The following is a 22,058-nucleotide window of genomic DNA, read 5'->3' as shown; positions in this document are numbered from 1 at the left end:
TCGCCCGGACCGCTGTGCGGTCCGGGCCTTCATCGTGGCGGGTGCGAGCTGCTGCGGGCGCGAGATTCAGCTTCCTCGCCCAGAATGAGGGTGTGGCCCCCCGAACCGGCAGTCGCCCGGTCCGCGGCGCATCGCCGCCCGGGCGAATTCACGATCCGAACACGGCCGCATCACCTGGATGACGGCTCGGCGCCGCCCTTTGGCCGGATGCTCCCTGACGGACCATCGGCATGTCCCCGACATTAAGGAAGCGCCAGTGAGACTGCACCGCTCCCCTCGACCGGCGGCAGCCGCCGCTCTCGGCGCCGCGCTTGTCGCCCTCCTCACCCCGGCCCCCGCGCAGGCCGGTTCCTCCGCTCTGCCCACGATCACCCCCACCGCGGAGACCCCGGCCCTCTACGACGACGAGGCGGGCGGCAACGCCAACGCCGACGACCCCGCGATCTGGCGTAACGCCGCCGATCCGGCCCGCAGTCTGGTCGTCGCCACGGCGAAGGAGGGCGGCCTGCGGGTCTACGACCTCGATGCCAGGCAGGTGCAGTCGATTCCCGCGCCCGCGCCGCCCGGTGAGGGGGACGCGCCCGGCCGGTTCAACAACGTCGACCTCGTCTCCGGACTGCGGACGTCGGTCGGCCGCGCAGACGTCGCGGTGGTGAGCGACCGCGGCAATGACCGGCTGCGCATCTACCGCATCGACCCGTCGCGGCCGGGACGCCCGCTGACCGACGTCACGGATCCGGCGGCCGCGCCGGTGTTCTCCGCGAGCCAGTCCGAGATCAACGAGCAGCGCACCGCCTACGGCCTGGCGACCTGGACGGACAAGAGCACCGGGCGAACGTACGCCCTGGTCAGCCGGCGCAACAGTACGGCAGTCGCGCTCCTGGAGCTGAAGCCGACGGCGGCAGGCACAGTCGGCTACCGCAAGATCCGTACGCTCGAACTGCCGTCGTCCTTCCGCCTTCCCACTGGCGCGAGTTGGAGCCCGTGCGCTGAGCCCGGTGAACTGCCGCAGGTCGAGGGCATGGTCGTGGACCCGGCCAACGGGATGCTCTACGCCGGTCAGGAGGACGTCGGCATCTGGCGGATGCGCGCCGACCTCACCGCTGAGCCCGTACTGGTCGACAAGGTCAGGGAGTACGGCGTCCCCGGCGTCTACGACGAAGAGACCGAGGAGTGCACGCTGGGCGCCGATCCCGGGTACGGCGGCAAGCGACTGGCGGCGGACGTCGAGGGCCTGACGCTGTTTCAGGAGCGTGACGGCGACGGCTACCTGATGGCCTCCAGCCAGGGTGATGACACGTTCGCGCTGTACGACCGGGAGATCTCCGAGCGCAACGAGTACGAGGGCGGCTTCCGGATCGGTGCCGCCTCGGACACACTCGACGGCAGCGAGGAGTGCGATGGCGCGGCTGTGCTCAACCAGCCGCTGGGCGCGCGCTATCCGCGCGGCCTTCTGGTCGTCCAGGACGGGCATGAGACGCCCGCGGTGCCGGACGGTGCGGGCGGCGACAGGGAAGCGACCGATTTCAAGTTCGTCGATCTCGGCGCGGTGGTCGACGCCGCCGACATGTGACGCACAGGACTTGAGGTGACGGCCCGCGGCAGCACGGGGGATGCCGGCTGCTGCGGGCCGGAACCTCCACCGGGCGGCTGGGCGCCGCCGTCTACTTGCCGTTGTCCGCGCGGGCGGCGAGGTAGCGCTCGGCGTCCAGAGCCGCGGCGCAGCCCGAGCCGGCGGCGGTGATCGCCTGACGGTAGGTGTGGTCCACGACGTCACCCGCGCCGAAGACGCCCGGGATGTTCGTACGGGTGGAGGGCGAGGCGACTTTGAGGTGGCCGTCCTCTTCCAACTCCAGCTGGCCCTTGACCAGTTCGGTGCGCGGGTCGTTGCCGATGGCCACGAACAGGCCGGTGGCCGCGAGTTCGGACGTCTCGCCGGTCACGGTGCTGCGCAGGGTGAGGCCGGCCAGCCTGCCGTCCCTCTCGTGGATCGCGGCGACTTCGCTGTCCCAGACGAACGAGATCTTCGGGTCGGCGAAGGCACGCTCCTGCATGGCCTTGGAGGCACGCAGCGTGTCGCGGCGGTGGACGACGGTGACGGAGCTGGCGAACCGGGAGAGGAAGGTCGCCTCCTCCATCGCTGTGTCGCCGCCGCCGACGACCACGATGTCGTGCTCTCGGAAGAAGAATCCGTCGCAGGTCGCGCAGTACGAGACACCGCGGCCCGAGAGCGCGTCCTCGCCCTCCAGGTTCAGCTTGCGGTGCTGCGAGCCGGTCGCGACGATCACGGCCTTGGCGCGGTGGGCTGTGCCTGCGGTGTCCGTGGCGGTCTTGGTCTCGCCGGTGAGGTCGAGGGTGACGATGTCGTCGGGGATCAGTTCGGCGCCGAACCGCTCGGCCTGGGCGCGCATGTTCTGCATGAGGTCCGGGCCCATGATGCCGTCGCGGAAGCCGGGGAAGTTCTCCACCTCGGTCGTCTGGGCCAGCGCACCGCCCGCGGTCACCGAGCCCTCGAACACCAGCGGCCCCAGGGAGGCGCGAGCCGTGTAGAGGGCAGCGGTGTAGCCGGCCGGCCCGGAGCCGACGACGATGACGTTGCGGATCTCGTTCCCGGTGGTCACTTCGCGGTCTCCGGCGCGGCTTCGGCGATGAGGCCCTCGACCAGAGTCCTGATCTCGTCCCGGATGGGCCGGACAGCCTCGACGCCCTGGCCCGCCGGGTCTTCCAGAGCCCAGTCGAGGTACTTCTTGCCGGGGAAGATCGGGCAGGCGTCCCCGCAGCCCATGGTGATGACGTAGTCCGACGCCTGAACGGCCTCGGTCGTCAGCACCTTCGGCCGCTGGCCGGAGATGTCGATGCCGACCTCCTTCATCGCCTCGACCGCGGCCGGGTTGACCTGGTCGGCGGGCAGCGAACCGGCGGAACGGACCTCGATCCGGTCGCCCGCGAGGTGGGTGAGGAATCCGGCGGCCATCTGCGAGCGCCCCGCATTGTGGACGCAGACGAAGAGCACGGAGGCGAGCGGGCTGGAGGACATCGGTTCTTCCTTTGCGGAGTATGCGGAGTTGTTCAGCGCGGGTGTACGGAAAGAGTGGTTCAGCTGGGCAAGGAGTCGAGCAGCGGCAGGGGCCCTTCACTCAGTCCGGACTGGTATCAGCTCCAGATGATGTGACAGTATCAGCCCATGATGACGTCAGTCGACACTGACCTGATCCGGGTGCTGGCCGACCCGCTCAGGCTCCGGATCGTGACCCTGCTCGCCCACGAGACCCTGTGCACCACCCACCTGGTCGAGGAGACCGGCGCCCGGCAGACCAACCTCTCCAACCATCTGCGCGTACTGCGCGAGGCCGGAGTGGTGGAGACCGAGCCGTGCGGGCGCTTCACCTACTACAAGCTGCGACCCGAGGTCATCGAGACGCTCGCCGGTTCGTTCGGGGATCTCGCCACCACCGCTCGTACGACCGTCGAGACCGACCGAAAGCGAGCCTGCTGATGACCGCGACCGAACCCGGCACCGCGTCGCCGCCACAGAGCGGCGAGGATGCCTCGATCGTCGCCAGGCTCTCCACACTCGACCGGTTCCTTGCGGTGTGGATCCTGATCGCGATGGGACTCGGCCTGGGCCTCGGCCGGCTGATCCCGGGCCTGAACGACGCGCTCGCCGAGGTCGAGATCGGCGGCATCTCGCTGCCCATCGCGGTCGGCCTGCTGATCATGATGTACCCGGTGCTGGCCAAGGTCCGCTACGACAAGCTCGACGCCGTCACCGGCGACCGCAGGCTCATGATCTCGTCGCTGGTCATCAACTGGATCGCCGGCCCGGCCGTGATGTTCGCGCTGGCCTGGATCTTCCTCGCCGACCTACCCGAGTACCGCACCGGCCTGATCATCGTCGGCCTCGCCCGCTGCATCGCGATGGTCATCATCTGGAACGACCTGGCCTGCGGCGACCGCGAGGCGGCAGCCGTCCTCGTCGCGCTGAACTCCGTCTTCCAGGTGCTGGCATTCGGCGTGCTGGGCTGGTTCTACCTCGACCTGTTGCCCGGCTGGCTCGGCCTGGGCGAGGGCGAGCACCTCGACATCTCCATGTGGAAGATCGCACTGAACGTCGTCATCTTCCTCGGCGTCCCGCTGCTGGCCGGCTTCCTCACCCGCCGCATCGGCGAGAAGAAGCTGGGACGGGAGAGCTACGAGACCACCTTCCTGCCGAAGATCGGCCCGTGGGCGCTGTACGGGCTGCTTTTCACGATCGTCATCCTCTTCGCCCTCCAGGGGAAGACGATCACCTCCCAGCCGCTGGACGTCGCCCGGATCGCGCTGCCGCTGCTGGTGTACTTCGGACTGATGTGGTTCGGCACCTTCCTGCTCGGCAAGGTGATCGGCCTGGCCTACGACCGCACCGCGACGCTCGCCTTCACCGCGGCCGGCAACAACTTCGAACTCGCCATCGCGGTCGCCATCGCCACCTTCGGCGTCACCAGCGGGCAGGCCCTGTCGGGCGTCGTCGGCCCGCTGATCGAAGTGCCGGTGCTGATCGCGCTCGTGTACGTATCGCTGGCCTGGCGCAACAAGTTCACTGCCGCAGGCTGATCCCACGGCAAGCACGGTGAGCACTTCGGCGGCACACTGCTGCCATGGCTGCGAGTCAATCTCTTGATGTACTGGTGGTGGGTGCCGGGCCGACCGGGTTGGCTCTTGCGGCGCAGTTGCATGCGTACGGGGCGCGCTTCCGGATCATCGACCGGCACCTCGACCGGGCCCGGGAATCACGAGCGCTGGCCATCCAGCCCCGGACCCTGGAAGCCCTCGCCCCGTTCGGCGTGACGGACGAGCTGGTCGCGCGCGGGAACCCGGGCGTGCAGCTGCGGATGCATCTTCCGGGTCGTACGGTGCGGCTGCCGCTGTTCGACATCGGCGTCGCCGACACCCCGTACCCCTTCCTGCTCTTCCTGTCCCAGGCCGAGACGGAGAGCGTGCTCGGCGCTCATCTCGCCGCGGCCGGTACGACGGTCGAGCGGGGCACCGAGCTGCTTGATATGGATCCGACGGCCGAAAAGGCCCATGCGGCCTGCCGGTTGAGGCATCAGGGCGGGAGCGAGGAGGAGGTGACCGCCCGCTACGTCGTCGGCTGCGACGGTGCGCACAGCACGGTCCGCGAGCAGGCCGGTATCGGCTTCGAGGGCTACGCCTACCCGCAGGCGTTCGTGCTCGCGGACCTGGAGGTGGACGGTCTGGAGAAGGGCGCTGCGCACGGGTACATGACCGAGGCCGGGATTGTGCTCTTCTTCCCGCTGGTCTCGCCGGCGAGCTGGCGGATGATCGCGATGCGGCCGCCGGGAGACACTGAGGCCGAAAGCCCGGTGGATATCGGGCAGTTGGAGGCGATCGTCGACGGCTACGTCAGCGGCCGGCTGCACCTGCGGGACCCCGTATGGATGACCGATTTCAGGCTCTACAACCGCGGAGCCAAGAACTACCGCGCCGGCCGCGCCTTCCTCGCCGGTGACGCCGCCCACATCCACAGCCCCGCCGGTGCCCAGGGCATGAACACGGGTATCCAGGATTCGCTCAATCTCGGCTGGAAGCTCGCCCTTGTCTGCCGTGGCGCCGCACCGGACGCCCTGTTGGACACGTACGAGAGTGAACGCGCCCCCGTCGGCCGGAACGTGCTGCGCTTCACGGACCGCGCGTTCACCATCGCCACCAGCCGCAATCCACTGCTCAAGCTGGCCCGCGCCCACGTCGCACCCCGCCTCGCACCGCTGGCCCTACGCCTTCCCTTCCTGCGCGCCGCGGCCTTCCGTACGGTCTCGCAGCTGGCCATCCACTACCGGCGCAGCCTCGCCACGACCGAGGGCCCGCATTCGCCCAGGCACGGCCCGCGGGCAGGTGACCGGCTCCCCGGCTCCCCCGGCGACCTGCAGGCGATGACGGCCGCTCCCGGGTACCACCTGCTCCTGTGCGGGCGCCACGAGGTGTGGGACACCGACGGGATCGCGGCCGCCACCGGCGGTCGGGACCACCTGCTCCACGTCCACACGCTCGGTACGAGCGGGCCTTGGCGGGGCATCACCCACTGCCTGGTCCGGCCGGACGCCTACATCGGATACCGCGCCGGAGGCACGGACCTGACCGGTCTCCTCAGATACCTCGACCGGTGGCTGCCACGGGCCGATGAGGCGGCGCACAGCGACCGCGTCACCGAATCTCGCTCTCGGCGAAGTCGCGGAAGCCGCGGGCCGGGCGGCCGGTGATGCGTTCGACGGTGTCGGTGACGCGGTCTTCCGCTCCGGCGCGAATGTCGTCGTCGAGCGCGGCGAGCAGCGCGGCGAAATCCGCCGGGACGCCATGTCCGGTGAAGTGCCGGGCGAGTTCGTCGGCGGTGACCGACCGGTGGCGCACCGGGGTGCCTGTCCGCTGAGCGACGATCGCGGCGGCATCGGCGTAACTCAGCGCCTCGGGGCCGGTCAGGATGTGCGCGGCGTTGTGCGGGATCTCGTCGATCAGCGCGTGCACGGCGACGGCGGCGATGTCCGTCGCGTCGATGAAAGCCACCTTGCCGTCCCCGGTCGCGGTGACGATCTCGCCGCCCCGCACGCCTTGCGCGACGAAGTGCTCACGGGTGAAGTTCTGCATGAACCACGACGGCCGCAGCACCGCCCACTCGGGCATGGTCGCGCGTACGAGACTGTGCAGCGCGCCGAGGCCCGGCGCGCCCTCCGGCACCGCGGACGAGCTGAGCTGCACGACGCGTCGCACGCCCTGGCGGACGGCCTCCTCGAGGAACGGCTCCACCAACGGGACGGGATCGGTCACTCCGACAGGAGCGACGAGATAGACAGCGGAGACCCGATGCAGTGCGGGCGCGTGGGTTTCCCGGTCCGCCCAGTCGAACCGCACCTGCGCGGCGGAATCCGGCTTCCGTGTAGCCGGCCGGGCCACGATGCCGCGCTCCCCCAGAAAGGCGGCGACCCGGGAACCCGTCGTGCCGGTCGCGCCGAGGACGAGGATGTCAGCCACGGGGACCACCCGCGAACCCGGCCATCAACTCGTCCACGCCGCCCATCGCCTCGGCCACGGCAAGCGGACTCCAGTAGTCGCGGTAGTGCTGGATCTCACCGTCCCGCGCGGTGATCACCGCGATGTAGCGCAGACGATAGGGCGCTCCCGTGGCGACCACGACCCCGGCGGCCTCGAACTCGACGATCACCACTTCGGGGTCGACGCTCTGGTGCACAGCCTGCTCGGTGATCTCGCGCACGTCGACGATCTCGGGATAGCCGCGCAGATACTCCTGGACCGCGGCGCGGCCTTCCAGCCGTTGCGGGTAGCCGGGTGGCGCGAAGGGGAACTCCAGCACACCGGTCTTCGCCCACAGCCCGGCGAAGGCGGACATGTCCTTGGCGATCAGGAGCTTCAAGGCGTGTTCTACGAGTTCACGGGGGTTCATCGGGTTCTCCCAACGTTTGGACAGTACAGTTCTGTCCCGTCCAGACTACGCGGGACGGGGCTGTACCGTCCACTTGTTAGACTCGTCCACATGGCACCTCGCACGCCCACCGGCGCAGCCGTCCTGCAACCAGGAATCACCAAGGCCATCACCGAAGCCGTGCTCGACGAGCTGGCCGAGCAGGGGTATGCGCGGCTGTCGATGGAAGCCGTCGCCAAACGGGCGAGAGTCAGCAGGAGCGCGCTCTATCGCCGCTGGCCGTCCAAGCAGGAGATGGCGCTCTCGGTCATCTCCGAGTTCAGCGTGGCGCTGGCCGTGGTCCCGGACACCGGCTCACTGCGGGGCGACCTGCGCGCGAGCCTTGACGCGCTGATGGAATGGCTGACCCATCCCCGGTTCGCGCGGATCCTGCCCGACCTGGTGGCCGAGACGGCCCGCAACCCGGAGCTGGGCGAGTTCAGCAAGGCCATGATCGGCGTACCGAGGCGCGAGCTTGCGACGGTGATGTTCCAGCGGGCGATCGAGCGCGGCGAACTTCCGGCGGACACCGATCTGGAACTCGCGCTCGATCTGGTTGCCGCGCCGGTCTATTGGCGGCTCATCGTTCGCGCCGAGGAGGCGGGACCGGACTACCTGGACAGACTTGCCGATACGGTCCTCAGGGCGATTGGCGCCTAGCCGCGATCTTGCGTGGCGCTGTGGGTACAGACGTGGCGCGGCCCGGAGGGTTGGATGGCCTCATGACCGAAGCGGCAAAGCAGTTCGATCCGTCCCTGCGGCAGATGATGGAGGCCAACGAGGCCAACTGGGACGCGCGCACGCCCGTCCATCTCGCCAGCCAGTTCTACGACGTGGGACAGGCCGCCGACCCGGCCCGTTGGTTCGCCGCCTTCGAGTGGGAAGACCTCGGGGACCTCACTGGTAGCGACGTCCTTCACCTGCAGTGCCACCTGGGCACCGAGACGATCGCGTTCGCTCAACGCGGGGCACGCACCGCCGGTCTCGACATCTCGGGTGCGTCGGTGGCCGCGGCCAAAGACCTCGCCGCGGCCGCGGGTCTGGACATCGACTACGTCCAGGCCAACGTCTATGACGCGTCAGCCGCCTTGGGCGGGCGGAGGTTCGACCTGATCTATACGGGTAAGGGCGCCCTGTGCTATCTGCCGGACCTCGACAGCTGGGCCGAAACGATCTCACGGCTGCTGCGTCCGGGCGGACGGCTGTACATCGTCGAGTTCCACCCCCTCCTCAACGCCCTCGGCCCCAAGCCGGCCCCCGGCGACGGCCCGGAACTTCTGCTGCGCCATGACTACCTCGGCAATCGCGGCGCCGTCCGCCGGGACTCGACGTACACCTACACCGACGGGGAGGCCGTGCAGGGCGCAACCGAAAGCTTCGAATGGATGCACGGCCTGGACGAGGTGATCAACGCCCTGATCTCGGCCGGCCTGCGGATCGCGAAGCTGCGCGAAAGCGACGAGCTCCCCTGGCCCCGCTGGCCAGGGATGACCCCCACCCCCGGCGGATGGTGGCGGCTGCCCGACACCGCCCCGCGGATCCCCTTGCTCTACGCGCTTCTCGCGGGCCACTGAGCGAGGAGGGCAGGGTGGGGCCAACCGTGTCAAAGGCGTCTGCGATGCTGGGCGCCGTGTCGCTCACACCGCTCGCCCTGGAACCGATAACTGCCGACCCGCCCAGCACCACCGAGAACCCGCTGCTCACCCAGTCGTGGCTTGACTTGGCCTTCCTGCACTGGGCCGCCGACCCCGCGGACGTGGCTCCCCTCCTGCCGGCTGGAACCGTCCCCGACACACTGGACGGGGTCACCTATGTCGGCCTCGTAGCCTTCCGCATGCACCGCGTCGGCTGGTTCCGCCTCCCCGGCGTCCCCTATCTGGGAACCTTCCCCGAGACCAACGTCCGCCTCTACTCGGTGGACACCCACGGACGGCGCGGCGTCGTCTTCCGCTCGCTCGACGCCTCCCGCCTCATACCGGTAGCGGTTGCACGAACGGCGTTCCGGCTGCCGTACCTGTGGTCCCGGATGACGATCCGCCACAGCGACGACACCATCACCTACACAAGCACCAGGCGCTGGCCGGGGCCGCGCGGCGCGCACAGCCGGATCACCATACGCATCAGGGAAAGCGTCCAGGATCCCACCGACCTCGAGCACTTCCTGACGGCCCGCTGGGGCATGCACAACACCTTCCTCGGACGGCAGATGTACCTGCCGAACACCCACCCACGCTGGCCCCTGCACCGAGCGGACCTGGTCGAGTGCGAAGAGGACCTCATCACGGCCGCGGGACTCCCCGAGCCGGTCGGCGACCCGGTGAGCGTGCTGTACTCGCCCGGCGTCCCCGTACGCTTCGGACGCCCGGCCCGCCCCGGTGGCATCCCAACGCCCTGACGGTGTGCCTCGTCCGTGGCCACGCCTGCGTTCAGTGTGCCCGTGCTCCGGCAGCGCCCCGTCAGCACATGTCAGCGGCCCGTCAGCAGGCGTCAGCGGCTCAGCACCCGGTCCGCGTTGGCCAGCTGGATGCGGATGTCCCGCTTGACTGCGGCGAGTTCCTCCGACTTCTCCGCCATCGCCCGCCGCTGGTAGGCAGCGTCGACCGAGGACCAGACGCCGATGACGTTCGCCTCCCGTTTGCAGGCCACGTCCGTGCCGGCCAGGGCGATCTCTGCCCGGCCTGCCGTCGGACCGGTGAACCTCGGGTCCTTGCCGGGCGCGCGGGTGGGGTCGGCGTAGTCATAGCCGTGCCGCCGCATACACAGCGACCACGCGCGGAAGACCTCGACCACGCGAGGATCGGTCTGTGAATCACGGTAACCGCCGATGTTGATCGCGCCGACGAGCTCCCGGTTCCCGATCTTCTGTGGGTCACCCGACAGGGCGGCTGTGGCCTCGCCCTGGCATCCGCCCGGGGGGAGGGGGCGCCCGCGCTCGTCCGCACGTGCCGGTGTGCCGTCGTCGTTGAGCCCTGTCAGAACGAGCTGGACGACCGGTCAGCGACCAGCGCTGTCCAACGCTGTCCGCGCCGCTGTGGCCGCGTCCCGAGCCCGGGTCGCGGCCTCGAGGTCGCCGGCCAGAGTGTGTGCCTTGGCCAGGGTCTCGAGGCCGACGGCCAGCCAGGTTCGGGAGCCGATCTGCCGCCACAGCCTGACGGCGGCTTCAGCTCGTCGGCGGGCCGGCACCGGACGGCCGGCTACGAGTTGCGCCTCCGCGAGCGCGTACAGCGTCGCCGCCTCGCCCCAGAGGTTGCCGAATTCCCTGTAGCTCCAAAGGCTCCGGGCCAGCAATCGGCGCCCCTCCCAATGCGCACCCTGTCGCACCAGGACGTCCCCGAGCCAGCAGGTCGCGTGTGTGGCGCCGAGCAGGTCGCCGAGGTCCTCACTGATCGAGGCGGCCTGCCGGAAGCAGTCGGCGGCGGCCGGGTAGGCGCCGAGTGCGCGGTGGCTCTGTCCCAGGCATCGCAAGGCCTGAGCCTCACCTGGCCGGTAGCCCGCGAGTCGGCTCGCCTGAAGACACTCCGTGAACCGCTCCGTGGCCGCCTCGACACGCCCCTGCTCGAGGTCGATGACGCCAATGCCGTTGGTTGCGTAGACGAGACAGTTGACGTTTCCCGCCGATCGGGCCAGCTCGGCGGCCTGCCCGAAATGACACACGGCTGAGGTGTACTGGCCGAGCAGTCGGTGCACGTACGCCAGCCCGGCGGTGGCACTGGCCCGGTAAGCCGGGCCCTGCCCCTCGGCGAGCAGCAGGGCCTGCTCGAAGTGCTCCAGCGCCTCCGGATACCGGTCGAGGATGGTGGTGAGTTCGCCGAGGCACCGGTGGAGTTTGGTGGCGCTTCGCTTGTCGCCGACGTGCAGCGCTGCTTTGAGTGCCCGGCCCTGGAGCCGCTCCCAGTCGTCGAAGTGGCTGCCGACCTGGAAGAGTGTCGTCAGCGCGGTGGCCAGCCCGGCGGCCGGCGCGACTTCTGTTCTGTCAAGCGCCTGCTCTACCACGTCGATGAGGAACTGACGCTCGTCGTTGAACCAGGCCAGCGGGTCGGCGAGCAGCTGGTCGGTGTCCGTCGGGGACAGCCGCCAGGATGCCAGGTCGGTCTGTGAGATCCCTTGGAAGTCAACGCTGAGGGTGTCTGCGGCGAGGTCGGCGAGGTGCAGGCTCGCGCCGAGCAACCGGGTGAGCGCGGCCGTGCGATCCTGTCGCGAGACCTCCTGCTCCGCCCGCTCCCGGCCGAGCAGCCGCACCAGGTCGTGCAGCTGGTAGCGGAATCCGGTGGCGCCGACGGACCCGATCTCCACAAGGTGTACCTCGACCAGGTCGTCGAGCACGGTCTCCGCGTGGGACAGGCCTACGTCGAGTAGCGCGGCCAGGGCCCAGGCAGCGAAGTTCGGTCCAGGTAGCAGGGCGAGCATCCGCAGGGCGTGCTTTGTTGTCGACGCCATCCCTTGGTAGGTCAGTTCGAGGCTGGCCCGTACGGCAATGTGGCCGACGGCCAACTCGTCGAGCTTGCGCTGCTCGTCGGTGAGCGCGCGGGCCACTTTGGCCAATGGCCAATGCGGTCGTGCGGCCAGTCGTGCCCCGGCGACCCATACTGCGAGGGGAAGGCCACCGCAAGTTTCCACGATGGACCGGGCCGAGTCGGACTCTGCGGCGGTCCGGTCCGGGCCCAGCATCGTGCGCAGCAGGGCAAGCCCTGCTGCGGAGTCCAGGACCCTCAGAGGGATTCGGCGACCGCCCAGGTCTGCCAACGTGGTTCGGCTGGTGACGATGGCGGCGCAGCGTGGGCCGTTGGGCAGGAGGTCGCTCACCTGCAGTGCATCGGCCGCGTTGTCCAGGACGACGAGCATCTGCCGCTGCGCCAGCAGGGTGCGGTAGAGATGGATCCGGCTGGTCAGATCCGGGGGCACCGCACCGCCGCGTACGCCGAGCACGCGCAGGAAGGCGCCCAAGACCATGAACGGCTCGGCCGGCTCGTCACCGAAGCCCCGCAGGTCCACGTAGAGCTGACCGTCCGGGAACCGGGAAGCGAGCAGATGTCCCGTGCGCACCGCGAAGGCGGTCTTGCCAACACCGGCAGGGCCGGTGACCAATAAGGTCACCGGCCCGGGTTTTTCCTGGTCGAGCAGCCGACAGGCTTCGGTCACCTCACCTTCCCGGCCGACGAACAGGGGCAGGTCCGGCGGGAGCAGACAAGGGACGAGCTGCCGTTCCTTCGCCCCGTTCCGGTCCTCGTGATCGCCCCCGGTGGTGTCTTTCGGCCGGTCCGGAGCCGCCCCGGGCGGGTCTGCCACTGGTGCGGAACCTTCTCGCAACGCCAGTGCGCGGCGCGCCTCGACCCATTCCGCCACGGTCGGCAGGTCACCGCCGCACGCCCGGACCAGTGCCACCACCATTTCCTCACTCGGCAGCGAGACCCGGTTGAGTGCGCTCGCAACAGTGCTCACCGGCAGATAGTCGCCGACCCTTCGGGCCTTGCGCTCCAAAGCCCGGTAGGAGAGACCGGACTGGGTTTTCACGGCGCGCAGCAGGGCAACGAACTCAGCGGCTGTCCGGACCGTTCCGGGCCTGGGTAACGGCGTCGTCACAAGGCCAATGCTATCGAGACGCCCAATGTGCGGCGGCTACAGGACAAGCCATCTTTCGGGACGCCGGTGCCGTCTGCGGCAACTGCTGGTGATCAATCGGCCGACGGCGGGCGTCAGTACTCAGTCGTCAGCGCTTCGAATTCCGCCGCTTGCGGGTAACCGCGAAGAGACCAGCGCCCGCGAGCACCGTGGCCACTGCGACACCGCCGACGGCTGTGAGGTCCCGGGTCCTGGAGCCTGTCTCGGCCAGGGTCGGCTTCGCGGGCGACTGGGCACCGGCGGCGTTGAGGATGAGATCGGTGACGGCGTCGGGGTGCGAGATCATTGCGACGCGGGAGGAGTTGACCTCCACGGGGTGTGAGCGGGCGCGTTTGGCCTCGAATCGCTCCACGTCGGGGGCGATGGCCTTGTTCACGAACGCAGCGGCACTGATCCCGGGGACTTCGCCCTTGTCCGGCATGAACGCGGATATGTAGACCAGCGACTGCGCCTGTGGGTTGCCGGCGGCGGCGCTGCTGATCACCGCACCGCCGTGCACCAGCACCAGGGTGGGCTTGGATCCGGCACGGCCGTCACCGCCACCAGGGCTGGTGGGCGTTGCGTCGGCCGCGGCGGGCCTGGCGGCGGCGAACGCCGTCGCTGTGAGCACCACTGCGATCGCATACCCGTGACGCGAACGTATCCACGGGCCAAGGACGGACGACATGGCCATGCTGTTCCCATTTCTGGAGGAGAGGCGGCTGGACCTCAGCGTTTCCGAGCACGGCCGACATGGCGCGACCCGAGAAGCATGCGAGTGAAAACGGCCGACCATCCGAGTGACGATGGCTCGCCCAGTACTGCCGAGCCGGCGTACAGGCGCCAAGGCTCTGCGACGACCGCCACGGCGCCCTCCCGAGTGGTGGGCAAGCCGGCCGCGCCCCCAACGACTGCAACGCCGTCATCGACCGCACCGACGACGGCGCGGCCGCCGCGGCGGCGGCAAGGTCGAGAACAGGCCTTGCCGCCACGGCGGGCATGATCAGCCCCCAACGTGCCTGCCAGAGGCCGGAATTCACCAAAACGGTGCTCCGAAACTCGTCCTGGCCCGGCTCCCTCACCACCCCTACCCTGTAGCGGGAAAGCCGCAGCACCGGGCAACGACTGGGCCCGGGACCGACTGCTGCTGAGCGCCCACGGCGGCCACCGGGTCGTCGCCTGGCGTGACGCGGAGAGCTGGAACAACGACCGCGGGCACGCGGCACGGGGCATGGAACACCCGCGGATCTTCGTCGGGTACGGCAGCCACTCGATGTACAACAACCAAGGCGGCAGGAAAGACGTCATCTCCGCGTACACCGACGAGCACCGCCATGCCGACTACCCGGTCTGGGCCGACCAGGGCGGCGGGCTCGTGGAGGTTGTGAAGGACGGTCCACTGCACCAGAAGTTCGAGGCGAACGCGGCCGCTTGGGGGAGCGCCGACAGCAACCCCGGCAAGGTGGCGAGGGAGTCCTGCTCTCACTGAACCGCCGACAGTCCCCGGTCTACAACCGCAGCAGCCGTTCCGTCACCTCGCGGTACGCGCGCAGGGCGACACGCAGCTCCTCCGTGTCCGCCTCCGCCGAGCTGCCCTCGCTCGCGCTCTGCCAGTCGGCGCGGAGGGAGTGACGCCGTTCTGTGAGGGCGGCCGTGACGCGCTTGGCGGTTTCGTCCAGTAACGCCGCCGCCTCCTCAACCGCGTGCCGCGGTCCGTCGACAAAGCCGGTGAGAGACTGCTGCAGGCGCAGGGCCAGCTTGTCGCGCTCGTCCGGCGGGATGAGCTGCACCGCCGGGCGCCGGTCCTGCGGCCGCGAGGGCTCGGGGCGCCCGGGCGACTCGGTCCGCTCCGTTTCGTACGCCATCAGGCGCCACTCCCCTTCGGCTTCAGCAGATGTACGCGCCGACCGAGCCCCGCCTCACCTGCACTGTGCCCGCGGGTGTCCTCGGGACGGGCTGTGACCAGGGCCTCGAACAGAGCGCGGCCGTCGACCATCGCCTCGCGCAGTTCCTCCGTGCTCGCCTGCCCGTGTGCCGCGCGGTGCACGCGGCGGTAGCCTCCGACCAGTTCCGCGTGGTGGACGGACAGGGCGGCGAGCTGCTCCTCGTACCGCGCGGCCTCGGGGAAGCCCCGCTCCCCCGCGAGCCGGGCCAGCAGTTGGTCCGCCGCGGCGACCGCCCCGTCCGGGGAGTCGACGAAGCGCTCCTGGAGAACGGTCCATTGGGCGACGTACAGCTCACGCGTCTCGTTCGACAGCGGGTGCTCCTTCAGAGAGCCGTGACGCTTGACGCGCTCGTTCAGTTCGCGCTCCGCGGCCTTGGTGTCGCCGTCGTGGCCGGCGACGGCCCGGTCGTACTCGGGCCCGAACCGCCGCTTGAGCCCCCGTCGGCCACCTCCCTTACCCGGTCCGAGGTAGAGCACCGCGGCGGCGACGATCACGAGCACCGCGACCAGAGCGACGATGATCAGGACTGTGGACATGACTGCCTTCCCGGTTCACGATGGGGCATTTCTCAAGGCGAGTTGCCAGTAATTCGCCGGCCAAACGGACCGCCACTACGGCGCAGCATGCGGGGTCTTGACGAGAGGCGGTGGTCTGCCTACCCACCCGCGTGCTGCCCTTCGTTACGCTCCCTGGGGAGTCCTGGGGGTAGCGATGCTCACGACCGAAGCGCACACCGTGCCGTATGTCCTCGCCGACCGGACGGCGAGTCGGCTCCTCGATGTGTACCGACCTGCTCGGCACCAGACGTCCGCGCCCTGCGTACTGCTCTGGCACGGTGTCGGGCCCGACGAGCGAGACGTCCTGGCCACATTGGCCCAGGAGACGGCCTCGTACGGCAGGACGGTCTTCGTTCCGGACTGGCGCTCGGACGCTGCCGACGGGGGCCGGTCACACCTCATCGCGTCGCTTCGCTACGTACGGGACAACGCATCGGTCCACGGGGCGGATCCGGAGCACATCGTCCTGGCGGGCTGGTCGGCCGGAGCGGGCTCCGCGATTGCCATCGCACTGCGTCCCGACCTGACCGAGGGCTGGCGCCCTGCCGCGGTGGTCGGCATCGCCGGTGACTACGACCGGCCCGCCCGCAGCACCGCCTCCGTACCCCTGCACGATCTTGCCGAGACCTCCGCTTCGCCCGTGCCTGTCCGGCTCGTTCACGGCTCGGCCGATTCGGCGGTCAGCATCCACCGCTCCCGCGCGCTCCACACCGAGCTGCAAGCACGGCACTGGCCGGTGCAGTTGGCGGAGCTGGACACGGATCACGCCGGAGTCATCGCGACCGAGTACGACCCCGCGCTCGGCCGCTGCCGGGCCACGACCGACCCGCGCGCTCTCGACGCGGGGGCGGACGTGGCTCGCGTCATCGCCACCGCTGCAAAGGCGCGCGCCCCGCGGAATCGGCCGTCACGGTGAGAGGGTCCGCTCGCCCACGTCGGCGGCCGTGTCCGCGCGACGCGTGGACTCCGCCGTCCCGCGGCGTCTGCTGATCCGCAGGTAGACCAGCGCCGCTCCTGTCACCACCAGGGGCCAGACCAGGTATCTGCCGCTCATCGCAAGCAGGGCCACGACCGCGACAAGTGCCGCCAGGGCGGCGGCGCGCCCCTTGCTGCGTCGCGGCAGCAGGCGAACGGCCGCGGCGACCCCGATCGCGTACACCGCCACGAACGAACCATTGGCCAGCAGCACCAGCGGCTCCACTCCGGCATCCGTCGTGACCACGGCCAGCAGCACCACGAACGCCAGTCCGGAGACGACGCCCAGGCTGCGCCGGGGCGCCTCGCCGACCATGCTGCCGCGGGTCAGCCAAGACGGCAGCGCACCGTCACGGCCGAGGGCGGCACCGAGCTTCGCCGCGCCGGCGTAGTACGCGTTCATGGTGCCCAGCGTCAGCAGCACGGCGGCCGCGGCGGCCAGCAGCCGGGCGTTGCCGCCGAGCCCCTTGGCCATGAGGTCGCCCAGCGGCGCGTCCGTGTCCGCCGCGGCGGAGCCGAGAACGGCGACTACGGCGAACGCCACCGCGAGGTACAGCACGCCCACGACCACGACCGCCGCCCCCGCGGCCCGCGGCAGGTCCCGGGTCGGGCGCCGGAACTCCGCCGCCAGGTGCGTGATGGCCTCCCACCCGGCGAAGCTCCATACCAGCAGCACCGACGCCGATCCGATCGCAGTCCAGCCGTGCGGCGCGAACGGCTGGAGGTTGTCCATCCGTGCGTGCGGCAGGGAAAGCCCGACCGCCACGAGCAGCAACAGGACGAGCAGCGCCGCGAGCGCGAGTTGCACCCGCCCCGTCATCTGCAGGCCCACGGCGTTGAAGGCGGTGACGACCGCCATCAGCGCCATGGCAGTCACGGCGGTGGTCGTCCTGCCGCCGCCGAGGGCCGAAGAGACGTACGCGCCGCCGAACAGCGCAGCGGCGCTCGCGCCCGGCGGCACCGCACAGTAGAAGCACCAGCCGACCACCGCCGCAGTCCGCTCACCGAACGCCAGCCGCGCATAGGTCGACACCCCGCCGGCGTCCGGATAGCGGGCGCCGAGCGCGGCGAAGGTCGCGGCGAGCGGCACGGACAGGATGACCAGTCCGAGCCATGCCAGCAGCGAGGCGGGGCCTGCGGCCTCGGCCGCGAGCGCGGGAAAGGTGATGACGCCGGTCCCCAGCACTGCGCCGATATACAGTGCCGCGCCCTGGGGTGCGCTGAGCAGGCCACGTGCGGGCCGGATGTTCGTATGGCTCATAGCTGCACCCTGGCTGACCTGGCCTGCTGTGAACCATCGGCAGAATTGCCATGATGCGATAAATTTCTGCCATGAGCCGACACATCGTGGCTGTCGCCGTCACGGACGGGAGCCCCGCCTTCGAATTGGCCATCCCGTGCGAGGTTTTCGGCCTCGACCGCAGCGACATCGTGGCGCCCTGGTACGAGCTGCGGATGTGCGCCGCGGAGCCCGGACCTGTGCGCAGCGCGACCGGGCTGACGGTCGACGCCCCGTACGGCATGGACGACCTGATCGAGGCGGACACGGTCATCGTGGCCGCGTGCGCCCGCCCCGTGCAGCTCGCCCCGCCGCAGCCCCTTGTCGACGCGGTGCGCAAGGCGCACGAGATGGGCCGCCGGATCGTCTCGCTGTGCAGCGGCGCGTACGTCCTCGCCCACGCCGGGCTGCTGACGGGCCGGCCGGCGACGACGCACTGGATGAACATCGGCGATTTCGCGCACCGGTTCCCGGACGTCGGCTTCACCCCGTCCGCGCTCTACACCGAGGACGGCAACATCCTGACGTCGGCCGGCAGTGGGGCCGCCATCGACCTGTGCCTGCACCTCGTACGCCGGGACCACGGCTCCGCGGTCGCCAACGAGGTGGCCCGCCGTATGGTCGTGCCGCCGCACCGTGAGGGCGGCCAGACTCAGTACGTCACGCCCCTGGTGCGGCCGGAGGAGGACGACGGTCTCGAGCCGGTGCTGCGGTGGGCCCGTGAGAACCTCCACGAGGCGCTCACCGTCCCGCAACTGGCCCGCGTGGCGCGGCTGAGCGAGCGCACTTTCGCCCGCCGGTTCCGCGACACCCTGGGGACGACTCCGCTGCAATGGCTCCTCCAGCAACGAGTGCGGCTGGCACAGGAATTGCTGGAGACCACCGACGAGCCGGTGGAGCTCATCGCCGGGCGTACGGGCTTCGGCACTGCGGCCAATCTGCGGCACCACTTCCGGCGGATCACGACGGTGTCCCCGCAGACGTACCGCCATGTCTTCCGCCATCGCGCGGGCCGGCGAGTCGCCGGGCAGGCCTCACCGTTGCGCTGAGGGCGAGCTGCGCGCGGGGGCGGGCTGGGGACAGGGGCGGGCTACGGGCTCGGCGGCCGCCGGTCGACCGGGCGCAGGATGCCCAGGAGCAACTGCACGAGTTCGTCGACGACCTGATCGAGCGTCGCGTCCACCCAGCCGGCCCTCCAGTCGTGCAGGAGACCGTTCACGCTTCCGATGAAGGCCGCCGCGGCGACGCGATAGTCACGAGGCGCCGCCTCACCTCGCTCGACCGCCGCTGCCGCCTCGGCGCGGATGAGGTCCACCCAGCGGGAGCGCCGGGCCAGGCGCTGCTCCTCCAGGCGCGGACTGACACCGATGATCTCGACGAACGTGATGCGGATACGACGCGGGTCGCCGGCGACGTTGGCGGCGTAGGCGCGGAAGGCCGCCGTGGCGCGTTCCGCGATCGGCAGACCGTCGGCGCCTGCGAGCGCGGTCAGGGCGGCTTCCTCTGCCCAGTCGTTGACCTGTAGGTGCAGCGCGGCCAGGACGTCTTCAAGGGTGCGGAACTCCTCGTAGAACTGACGGGTCGACAGTCCCGCGGCCTCGCTCAACGCCGCCACGGTCGTGGCACGGTAACCGGGGCTGTCGCCGAAGAGCTGGAGCCCGGCGTCGAGGAACCGCTGACGCCGGTCGGCCTGCCGCTCCTCGGCGGATCTGCCCGCGTAGCGGCCGGTGGGTTGTCTGAGCCTGCCCGCCACTGGCCCTCCCTCCCTCGTCGGTCCTGGCATTTTCTCGTGTCGTGAGTCTTGTGGAGTGTCTCGCCTCTGGCTACTTTCCAGTAGCCCCAATCTGAACGCACGCGTTTTCAGATTGGGCTGCTGGCACCGCTCTTCGCACAAGCCGCACCCGACTCCCCCACGGAAGGGACGACGATGTCCTTGCCCACAAGCCGGCGTTCACGGCGGATCGTGTCCGTGCGTGTTCCCCAGCGCCGCGCGTCCCTGCGCGTACTCAGCGCTTTCGCCGCAGCGTTCACCATGGCGGGCGCGGGTTCCGCGACGGCGGCAGCCCCGCGTGACGGCGCCTCGGGCCTCAAGGAGGTGATGTTCGTGGGCAACAACTGGGACGGCACCGCCGACGTCATCGCGCCCAAAGGGGACTTCTCCAAGATCGGCCGCATCAACGTCATTCCGGACAAGGACCAACGGCTCGCGGAGATCTACCTCAACCCGGTCAAGCTCATCTACTTCCTCGGCATCCGCAACGGCCCCGGCGAGGGGCACGACCAGTTCGTCGACGACATGTACTCCACACCCGACGGCTCGGCCATGGTCGTCTCCCGCCCGAGCTTCGCCGACGTCGTGTCGATCGACCTCGCCACGGGCCGGATCAACTGGCGCTTCCCCGTGTCCGGTTACCGCTCCGACCATATGGCGGTCTCCCCCGACGGCACACGCGTGGCCGTCTCGGCCTCGACGTCCAACACCGTGCATGTGCTGGACATCCGGACCGGCAAACAGGCCGGATCCTTCAAGACCGGGGACAAACCGCACGAGAACGTTTTCACCAACGGCGGCAAGTACCTCTGGAACATGTCGATCGGCGAGGTCAACACCGCGTTGGACGACCCCGCGCTGGACTGGACGAAGGGGGACCGCCGCATCACCGTCGTCGACGCCACGACCTTCAAAGAAGTCAAGGTCATCGACATGCGCGGGCGCCTCGACGCCTTCGGCCGCAAGGACCTGTCCGACGCGATCCGGCCCGTCGCCTTCACACCGGACGAGTCGAAGCTGTACTTCCAGGTCTCCTTCTTCAACGGCTTCGTCGAGTACGACGTCGCCTCCGACCGGATCACCCGGGTGAAGACGCTGCCGAAGAACCCCGCGACCAGCGAGGACCGCACCACCTGGGTCAACGACTCCCGCCACCACGGCATGTCGATGAACCCGGCGGGCGACAAGCTGTGCATCGCCGGGACGATGGACGACTACGCGACGATCGTCGACCGGGCAACGCTCCAGGAGGGCCCGCTGGTGTCGGCCTCGAAGCCGTACTGGGCGACCGTGAGCGGCGACGGCACATCCTGCGTCATCTCGGAGAGCGGCGCGGACCGCGTCACCGCGATCGACTTCGCCACCGGCAAGAAGGTCGCGTCCGTGGCGGTGGGCGACCATCCGCAGCGCGTACGCATCGCCCATGTGGCGGCCGACTGGACCCGCCCCGGCGCGGGCTGATTCCGAGGAGCGGCTGCTCACAACCCCGAGTTGACGTCGTCGAGTCGTCTCTCGAACCAGTGGTGGGCATACGGCTCGTCGTTGAAGGGGGCGACCTCCACGTAGCCGGCGGAACGGTAGAGGTGAATGGCCTCGCCCAGCGTCTTGTTCGTCTCGAGCCGCACAAGGTGCGCGCCCCGTCGGCGGGCGTGCTGTTCCAGCTCTTCGAGGAGCCGTCGGCCGACGCCGAGACCTCGGGCCGCCGTCGAGACCCACATACGTTTGATCTCGGCGGGCCTTGTGCCATGGAGCTTGAGGGCCCCACAGCCGATGGGCTCGTCCCGGAGGCGGGCGACCAGGAGCAGGCCCGCGGGTTCGGTGAGTTCTGCGGTCTGAGCCGGAATACTCAGGCTCGGATCGAAGCCGGCGGCAAAGCGGGTGTCGAGTTCTGCGAAGTACGACCGGAGGCAGGTCTGGGCCGCCTCAGTGGCCGGGTCCTCGACGACGATCTCGACCAGGCTCGCGGTCAGCAGCCGCTCCACGACCCCCATCGCCTCCACCAGTTGGGCACGCTGCGTGGTGCTCAGCGGGGCCAGCAGGGATCGGGCCAGATCGTCGCTGCGCTCGTTCAGCACCGCGTGTTCGGCCCGGCCTCGCTCGGTGAGGCGGATCATCCTGACCCTCCTGTCCGAAGGGTCCGACTCCGTCGCCACGAGACCGTCCCTTTCCAGGGACCGGAGCAGACGGCTCAGGTAACCGGAGTCCAGTCCCAGACGGAAACGCAGAGACCTGACTTCGGCGCCGTCGTTGCCGATCTCCCACAGCACGCGGGACGCACCGAGCGGCCGGTCCCGGGCGAGGTACTTGTCGTAGAGCGCGCCGATCCGCTGGGTCACGGTGCGGTTGAACGACCGAACCTGCTGGGTCGCTGTTTCACTCATATCTCTGACTCTAGTCAGAGATCCCGTGCCTCGCTACGCCGTGGGCGGACACCCTTCCTTCCATCGCCGCAGCTGCCTAA

At 69.8% G+C, this 22,058-nt stretch carries 23 protein-coding genes; 11 read left to right on the top strand and 12 right to left on the bottom strand.

Features of this window, described 5'->3' with window-relative positions; genetic code table 11:
• Nucleotides 1-256: 256 nt before the first annotated feature.
• Nucleotides 257-1,573, top strand: a complete 1,317-nt coding sequence (locus QFZ67_RS36705) for a phytase (RefSeq protein ID WP_307665360.1) — start codon at nucleotides 257-259, stop codon at nucleotides 1,571-1,573.
• A gap of 91 nt (nucleotides 1,574-1,664) precedes the next feature.
• On the opposite strand, the gene trxB is transcribed toward QFZ67_RS36705, so the two are convergent.
• Both trxB and QFZ67_RS36695 read right to left on the bottom strand, forming a co-directional pair.
• Nucleotides 1,665-2,621: a thioredoxin-disulfide reductase gene (gene trxB, locus QFZ67_RS36700; RefSeq protein ID WP_307665359.1), complete on the bottom strand. Its 957-nt coding sequence runs from the start codon at nucleotides 2,619-2,621 to the stop codon at nucleotides 1,665-1,667.
• Nucleotides 2,618-3,037, bottom strand: coding sequence for an arsenate reductase ArsC (locus QFZ67_RS36695; protein WP_307665358.1), 420 nt, complete (start codon nucleotides 3,035-3,037; stop codon nucleotides 2,618-2,620). Before QFZ67_RS36695 ends, trxB begins: the two co-directional genes overlap by 4 nt.
• A 147-nt stretch (nucleotides 3,038-3,184) precedes the next feature.
• Here QFZ67_RS36695 and QFZ67_RS36690 point away from each other — a divergent pair, with 147 nt between their 5' ends.
• Genes QFZ67_RS36690 through QFZ67_RS36680 form a run of 3 tightly spaced genes read left to right on the top strand, consistent with a single transcriptional unit; the run spans nucleotide 3,185 to nucleotide 6,257 of the window.
• Nucleotides 3,185-3,496: a helix-turn-helix transcriptional regulator gene (locus QFZ67_RS36690; RefSeq protein WP_307665357.1), complete on the top strand. Its 312-nt coding sequence runs from the start codon at nucleotides 3,185-3,187 to the stop codon at nucleotides 3,494-3,496.
• Nucleotides 3,496-4,593: an ACR3 family arsenite efflux transporter gene (arsB, locus tag QFZ67_RS36685; protein WP_307665356.1), complete on the top strand. Its 1,098-nt coding sequence runs from the start codon at nucleotides 3,496-3,498 to the stop codon at nucleotides 4,591-4,593. Before QFZ67_RS36690 ends, arsB begins: the two co-directional genes overlap by 1 nt.
• A gap of 44 nt (nucleotides 4,594-4,637) precedes the next feature.
• Nucleotides 4,638-6,257 (top strand): FAD-dependent monooxygenase, encoded by a 1,620-nt coding sequence (locus tag QFZ67_RS36680; RefSeq protein WP_307665355.1) that lies wholly within the window; start codon nucleotides 4,638-4,640, stop codon nucleotides 6,255-6,257.
• Here the strand turns inward: QFZ67_RS36680 and QFZ67_RS36675 are convergent.
• Nucleotides 6,202-7,023 carry an NAD(P)H-binding protein gene (locus tag QFZ67_RS36675; RefSeq protein WP_307665354.1) on the bottom strand — a complete coding sequence of 274 codons (822 nt, stop codon included), beginning with the start codon at nucleotides 7,021-7,023 and terminating at the stop codon, nucleotides 6,202-6,204. The genes QFZ67_RS36680 and QFZ67_RS36675 overlap by 56 nt on opposite strands.
• Entirely contained in the window at nucleotides 7,016-7,453 is a 438-nt protein-coding gene (locus tag QFZ67_RS36670) for a nuclear transport factor 2 family protein (protein ID WP_307665353.1), read from the bottom strand. The genes QFZ67_RS36675 and QFZ67_RS36670 overlap by 8 nt, the downstream gene beginning before the upstream one ends.
• 90 nt (nucleotides 7,454-7,543) lie before the next feature.
• Between QFZ67_RS36670 and QFZ67_RS36665 the strand changes: the two genes are divergently transcribed.
• From QFZ67_RS36665 to QFZ67_RS36655, 3 genes are all read left to right on the top strand, one after another.
• Nucleotides 7,544-8,131: a TetR/AcrR family transcriptional regulator gene (locus QFZ67_RS36665; protein ID WP_307665352.1), complete on the top strand. Its 588-nt coding sequence runs from the start codon at nucleotides 7,544-7,546 to the stop codon at nucleotides 8,129-8,131.
• A 62-nt stretch (nucleotides 8,132-8,193) separates the two neighbouring features.
• Nucleotides 8,194-9,045 carry a class I SAM-dependent methyltransferase gene (locus tag QFZ67_RS36660; RefSeq protein ID WP_307665351.1) on the top strand — a complete coding sequence of 284 codons (852 nt, stop codon included), beginning with the start codon at nucleotides 8,194-8,196 and terminating at the stop codon, nucleotides 9,043-9,045.
• Nucleotides 9,046-9,089: 44 nt separating this feature from the next.
• Nucleotides 9,090-9,866 (top strand): YqjF family protein, encoded by a 777-nt coding sequence (locus QFZ67_RS36655; RefSeq protein WP_307666100.1) that lies wholly within the window; start codon nucleotides 9,090-9,092, stop codon nucleotides 9,864-9,866.
• A 92-nt stretch (nucleotides 9,867-9,958) separates the two neighbouring features.
• Here the strand turns inward: QFZ67_RS36655 and QFZ67_RS36650 are convergent, their stop codons facing one another.
• From QFZ67_RS36650 to QFZ67_RS36640, 3 genes are all read right to left on the bottom strand, one after another.
• The gene (locus tag QFZ67_RS36650) at nucleotides 9,959-10,261 is read right to left on the bottom strand and encodes a hypothetical protein (protein WP_307665350.1); all 303 of its coding nucleotides are present in this window, start codon (nucleotides 10,259-10,261) and stop codon (nucleotides 9,959-9,961) included.
• Between the two features lie 204 nt (nucleotides 10,262-10,465).
• Nucleotides 10,466-13,051 carry a tetratricopeptide repeat protein gene (locus QFZ67_RS36645; protein WP_307665349.1) on the bottom strand — a complete coding sequence of 862 codons (2,586 nt, stop codon included), beginning with the start codon at nucleotides 13,049-13,051 and terminating at the stop codon, nucleotides 10,466-10,468.
• Between the two features lie 127 nt (nucleotides 13,052-13,178).
• Entirely contained in the window at nucleotides 13,179-13,700 is a 522-nt protein-coding gene (locus QFZ67_RS36640; RefSeq protein WP_307665348.1) for an LPXTG cell wall anchor domain-containing protein, read from the bottom strand.
• Nucleotides 13,701-14,300: 600 nt separating this feature from the next.
• On the opposite strand from QFZ67_RS36640, the gene QFZ67_RS36635 reads away from it, so the two are divergent.
• Nucleotides 14,301-14,558 (top strand): hypothetical protein, encoded by a 258-nt coding sequence (locus tag QFZ67_RS36635; protein WP_307665347.1) that lies wholly within the window; start codon nucleotides 14,301-14,303, stop codon nucleotides 14,556-14,558.
• A 19-nt stretch (nucleotides 14,559-14,577) separates the two neighbouring features.
• Here the strand turns inward: QFZ67_RS36635 and QFZ67_RS36630 are convergent, their stop codons facing one another.
• A complete protein-coding gene (locus tag QFZ67_RS36630; protein ID WP_307665346.1) occupies nucleotides 14,578-14,934 on the bottom strand; it encodes a hypothetical protein in 357 nt (118 codons plus the stop codon).
• Nucleotides 14,934-15,551, bottom strand: a complete 618-nt coding sequence (locus QFZ67_RS36625; RefSeq protein ID WP_307665345.1) for a hypothetical protein — start codon at nucleotides 15,549-15,551, stop codon at nucleotides 14,934-14,936. The genes QFZ67_RS36630 and QFZ67_RS36625 overlap by 1 nt, the downstream gene beginning before the upstream one ends.
• Before the next feature lie 175 nt (nucleotides 15,552-15,726).
• Here QFZ67_RS36625 and QFZ67_RS36620 point away from each other — a divergent pair, with 175 nt between their 5' ends.
• Nucleotides 15,727-16,488, top strand: coding sequence for an alpha/beta hydrolase (locus tag QFZ67_RS36620; protein ID WP_307665344.1), 762 nt, complete (start codon nucleotides 15,727-15,729; stop codon nucleotides 16,486-16,488).
• Here the strand turns inward: QFZ67_RS36620 and QFZ67_RS36615 are convergent.
• A complete protein-coding gene (locus tag QFZ67_RS36615) occupies nucleotides 16,480-17,808 on the bottom strand; it encodes an APC family permease (RefSeq protein WP_307665343.1) in 1,329 nt (442 codons plus the stop codon). The genes QFZ67_RS36620 and QFZ67_RS36615 overlap by 9 nt on opposite strands.
• Nucleotides 17,809-17,879: 71 nt before the next feature.
• Between QFZ67_RS36615 and QFZ67_RS36610 the strand changes: the two genes are divergently transcribed.
• On the top strand, nucleotides 17,880-18,875 hold the full coding sequence (locus QFZ67_RS36610) for a GlxA family transcriptional regulator (RefSeq protein WP_307665342.1): 996 nt from the start codon (nucleotides 17,880-17,882) through the stop codon (nucleotides 18,873-18,875).
• 41 nt (nucleotides 18,876-18,916) lie between these two features.
• Here QFZ67_RS36610 and QFZ67_RS36605 read toward each other — a convergent pair whose 3' ends face one another.
• On the bottom strand, nucleotides 18,917-19,579 hold the full coding sequence (locus tag QFZ67_RS36605; RefSeq protein WP_307665341.1) for a TetR/AcrR family transcriptional regulator: 663 nt from the start codon (nucleotides 19,577-19,579) through the stop codon (nucleotides 18,917-18,919).
• 279 nt (nucleotides 19,580-19,858) lie between these two features.
• Between QFZ67_RS36605 and QFZ67_RS36600 the strand changes: the two genes are divergently transcribed.
• On the top strand, nucleotides 19,859-21,058 hold the full coding sequence (locus QFZ67_RS36600) for a YncE family protein (protein ID WP_307666099.1): 1,200 nt from the start codon (nucleotides 19,859-19,861) through the stop codon (nucleotides 21,056-21,058).
• Nucleotides 21,059-21,075: 17 nt separating this feature from the next.
• Here QFZ67_RS36600 and QFZ67_RS36595 read toward each other — a convergent pair whose 3' ends face one another.
• On the bottom strand, nucleotides 21,076-21,978 hold the full coding sequence (locus QFZ67_RS36595; protein WP_307665339.1) for a helix-turn-helix domain-containing GNAT family N-acetyltransferase: 903 nt from the start codon (nucleotides 21,976-21,978) through the stop codon (nucleotides 21,076-21,078).
• Between the last annotated feature and the right edge of the window lie 80 nt (nucleotides 21,979-22,058).

This window comes from Streptomyces sp. V1I1 (genome assembly GCF_030817355.1).
Taxonomy (GTDB): Bacteria; Actinomycetota; Actinomycetes; order Streptomycetales; family Streptomycetaceae; genus Streptomyces.
This window is presented reverse-complemented; position numbering and strand designations above follow the sequence as displayed.

Excerpts from the sequence above, each read along its gene's own strand:
- QFZ67_RS36695 (WP_307665358.1), bottom strand. The coding sequence starts at position 3,037 with ATGTCCTCCAGCCCGCTCGCCTCCGTGCTCTTCGTCTGCGTCCACAAT.
- QFZ67_RS36690 (WP_307665357.1), top strand. The coding sequence starts at position 3,185 with ATGATGACGTCAGTCGACACTGACCTGATCCGGGTGCTGGCCGACCCG.
- arsB (WP_307665356.1), top strand. The coding sequence starts at position 3,496 with ATGACCGCGACCGAACCCGGCACCGCGTCGCCGCCACAGAGCGGCGAG.
- QFZ67_RS36680 (WP_307665355.1), top strand. The coding sequence starts at position 4,638 with ATGGCTGCGAGTCAATCTCTTGATGTACTGGTGGTGGGTGCCGGGCCG.
- QFZ67_RS36670 (WP_307665353.1), bottom strand. The coding sequence starts at position 7,453 with ATGAACCCCCGTGAACTCGTAGAACACGCCTTGAAGCTCCTGATCGCC.
- QFZ67_RS36665 (WP_307665352.1), top strand. The coding sequence starts at position 7,544 with ATGGCACCTCGCACGCCCACCGGCGCAGCCGTCCTGCAACCAGGAATC.
- QFZ67_RS36660 (WP_307665351.1), top strand. The coding sequence starts at position 8,194 with ATGACCGAAGCGGCAAAGCAGTTCGATCCGTCCCTGCGGCAGATGATG.
- QFZ67_RS36655 (WP_307666100.1), top strand. The coding sequence starts at position 9,090 with ATGCTGGGCGCCGTGTCGCTCACACCGCTCGCCCTGGAACCGATAACT.
- QFZ67_RS36635 (WP_307665347.1), top strand. The coding sequence starts at position 14,301 with ATGGAACACCCGCGGATCTTCGTCGGGTACGGCAGCCACTCGATGTAC.
- QFZ67_RS36630 (WP_307665346.1), bottom strand. The coding sequence starts at position 14,934 with ATGGCGTACGAAACGGAGCGGACCGAGTCGCCCGGGCGCCCCGAGCCC.
- QFZ67_RS36625 (WP_307665345.1), bottom strand. The coding sequence starts at position 15,551 with ATGTCCACAGTCCTGATCATCGTCGCTCTGGTCGCGGTGCTCGTGATC.
- QFZ67_RS36620 (WP_307665344.1), top strand. The coding sequence starts at position 15,727 with ATGCTCACGACCGAAGCGCACACCGTGCCGTATGTCCTCGCCGACCGG.
- QFZ67_RS36615 (WP_307665343.1), bottom strand. The coding sequence starts at position 17,808 with ATGAGCCATACGAACATCCGGCCCGCACGTGGCCTGCTCAGCGCACCC.
- QFZ67_RS36610 (WP_307665342.1), top strand. The coding sequence starts at position 17,880 with ATGAGCCGACACATCGTGGCTGTCGCCGTCACGGACGGGAGCCCCGCC.
- QFZ67_RS36600 (WP_307666099.1), top strand. The coding sequence starts at position 19,859 with ATGGCGGGCGCGGGTTCCGCGACGGCGGCAGCCCCGCGTGACGGCGCC.
- QFZ67_RS36595 (WP_307665339.1), bottom strand. The coding sequence starts at position 21,978 with ATGAGTGAAACAGCGACCCAGCAGGTTCGGTCGTTCAACCGCACCGTG.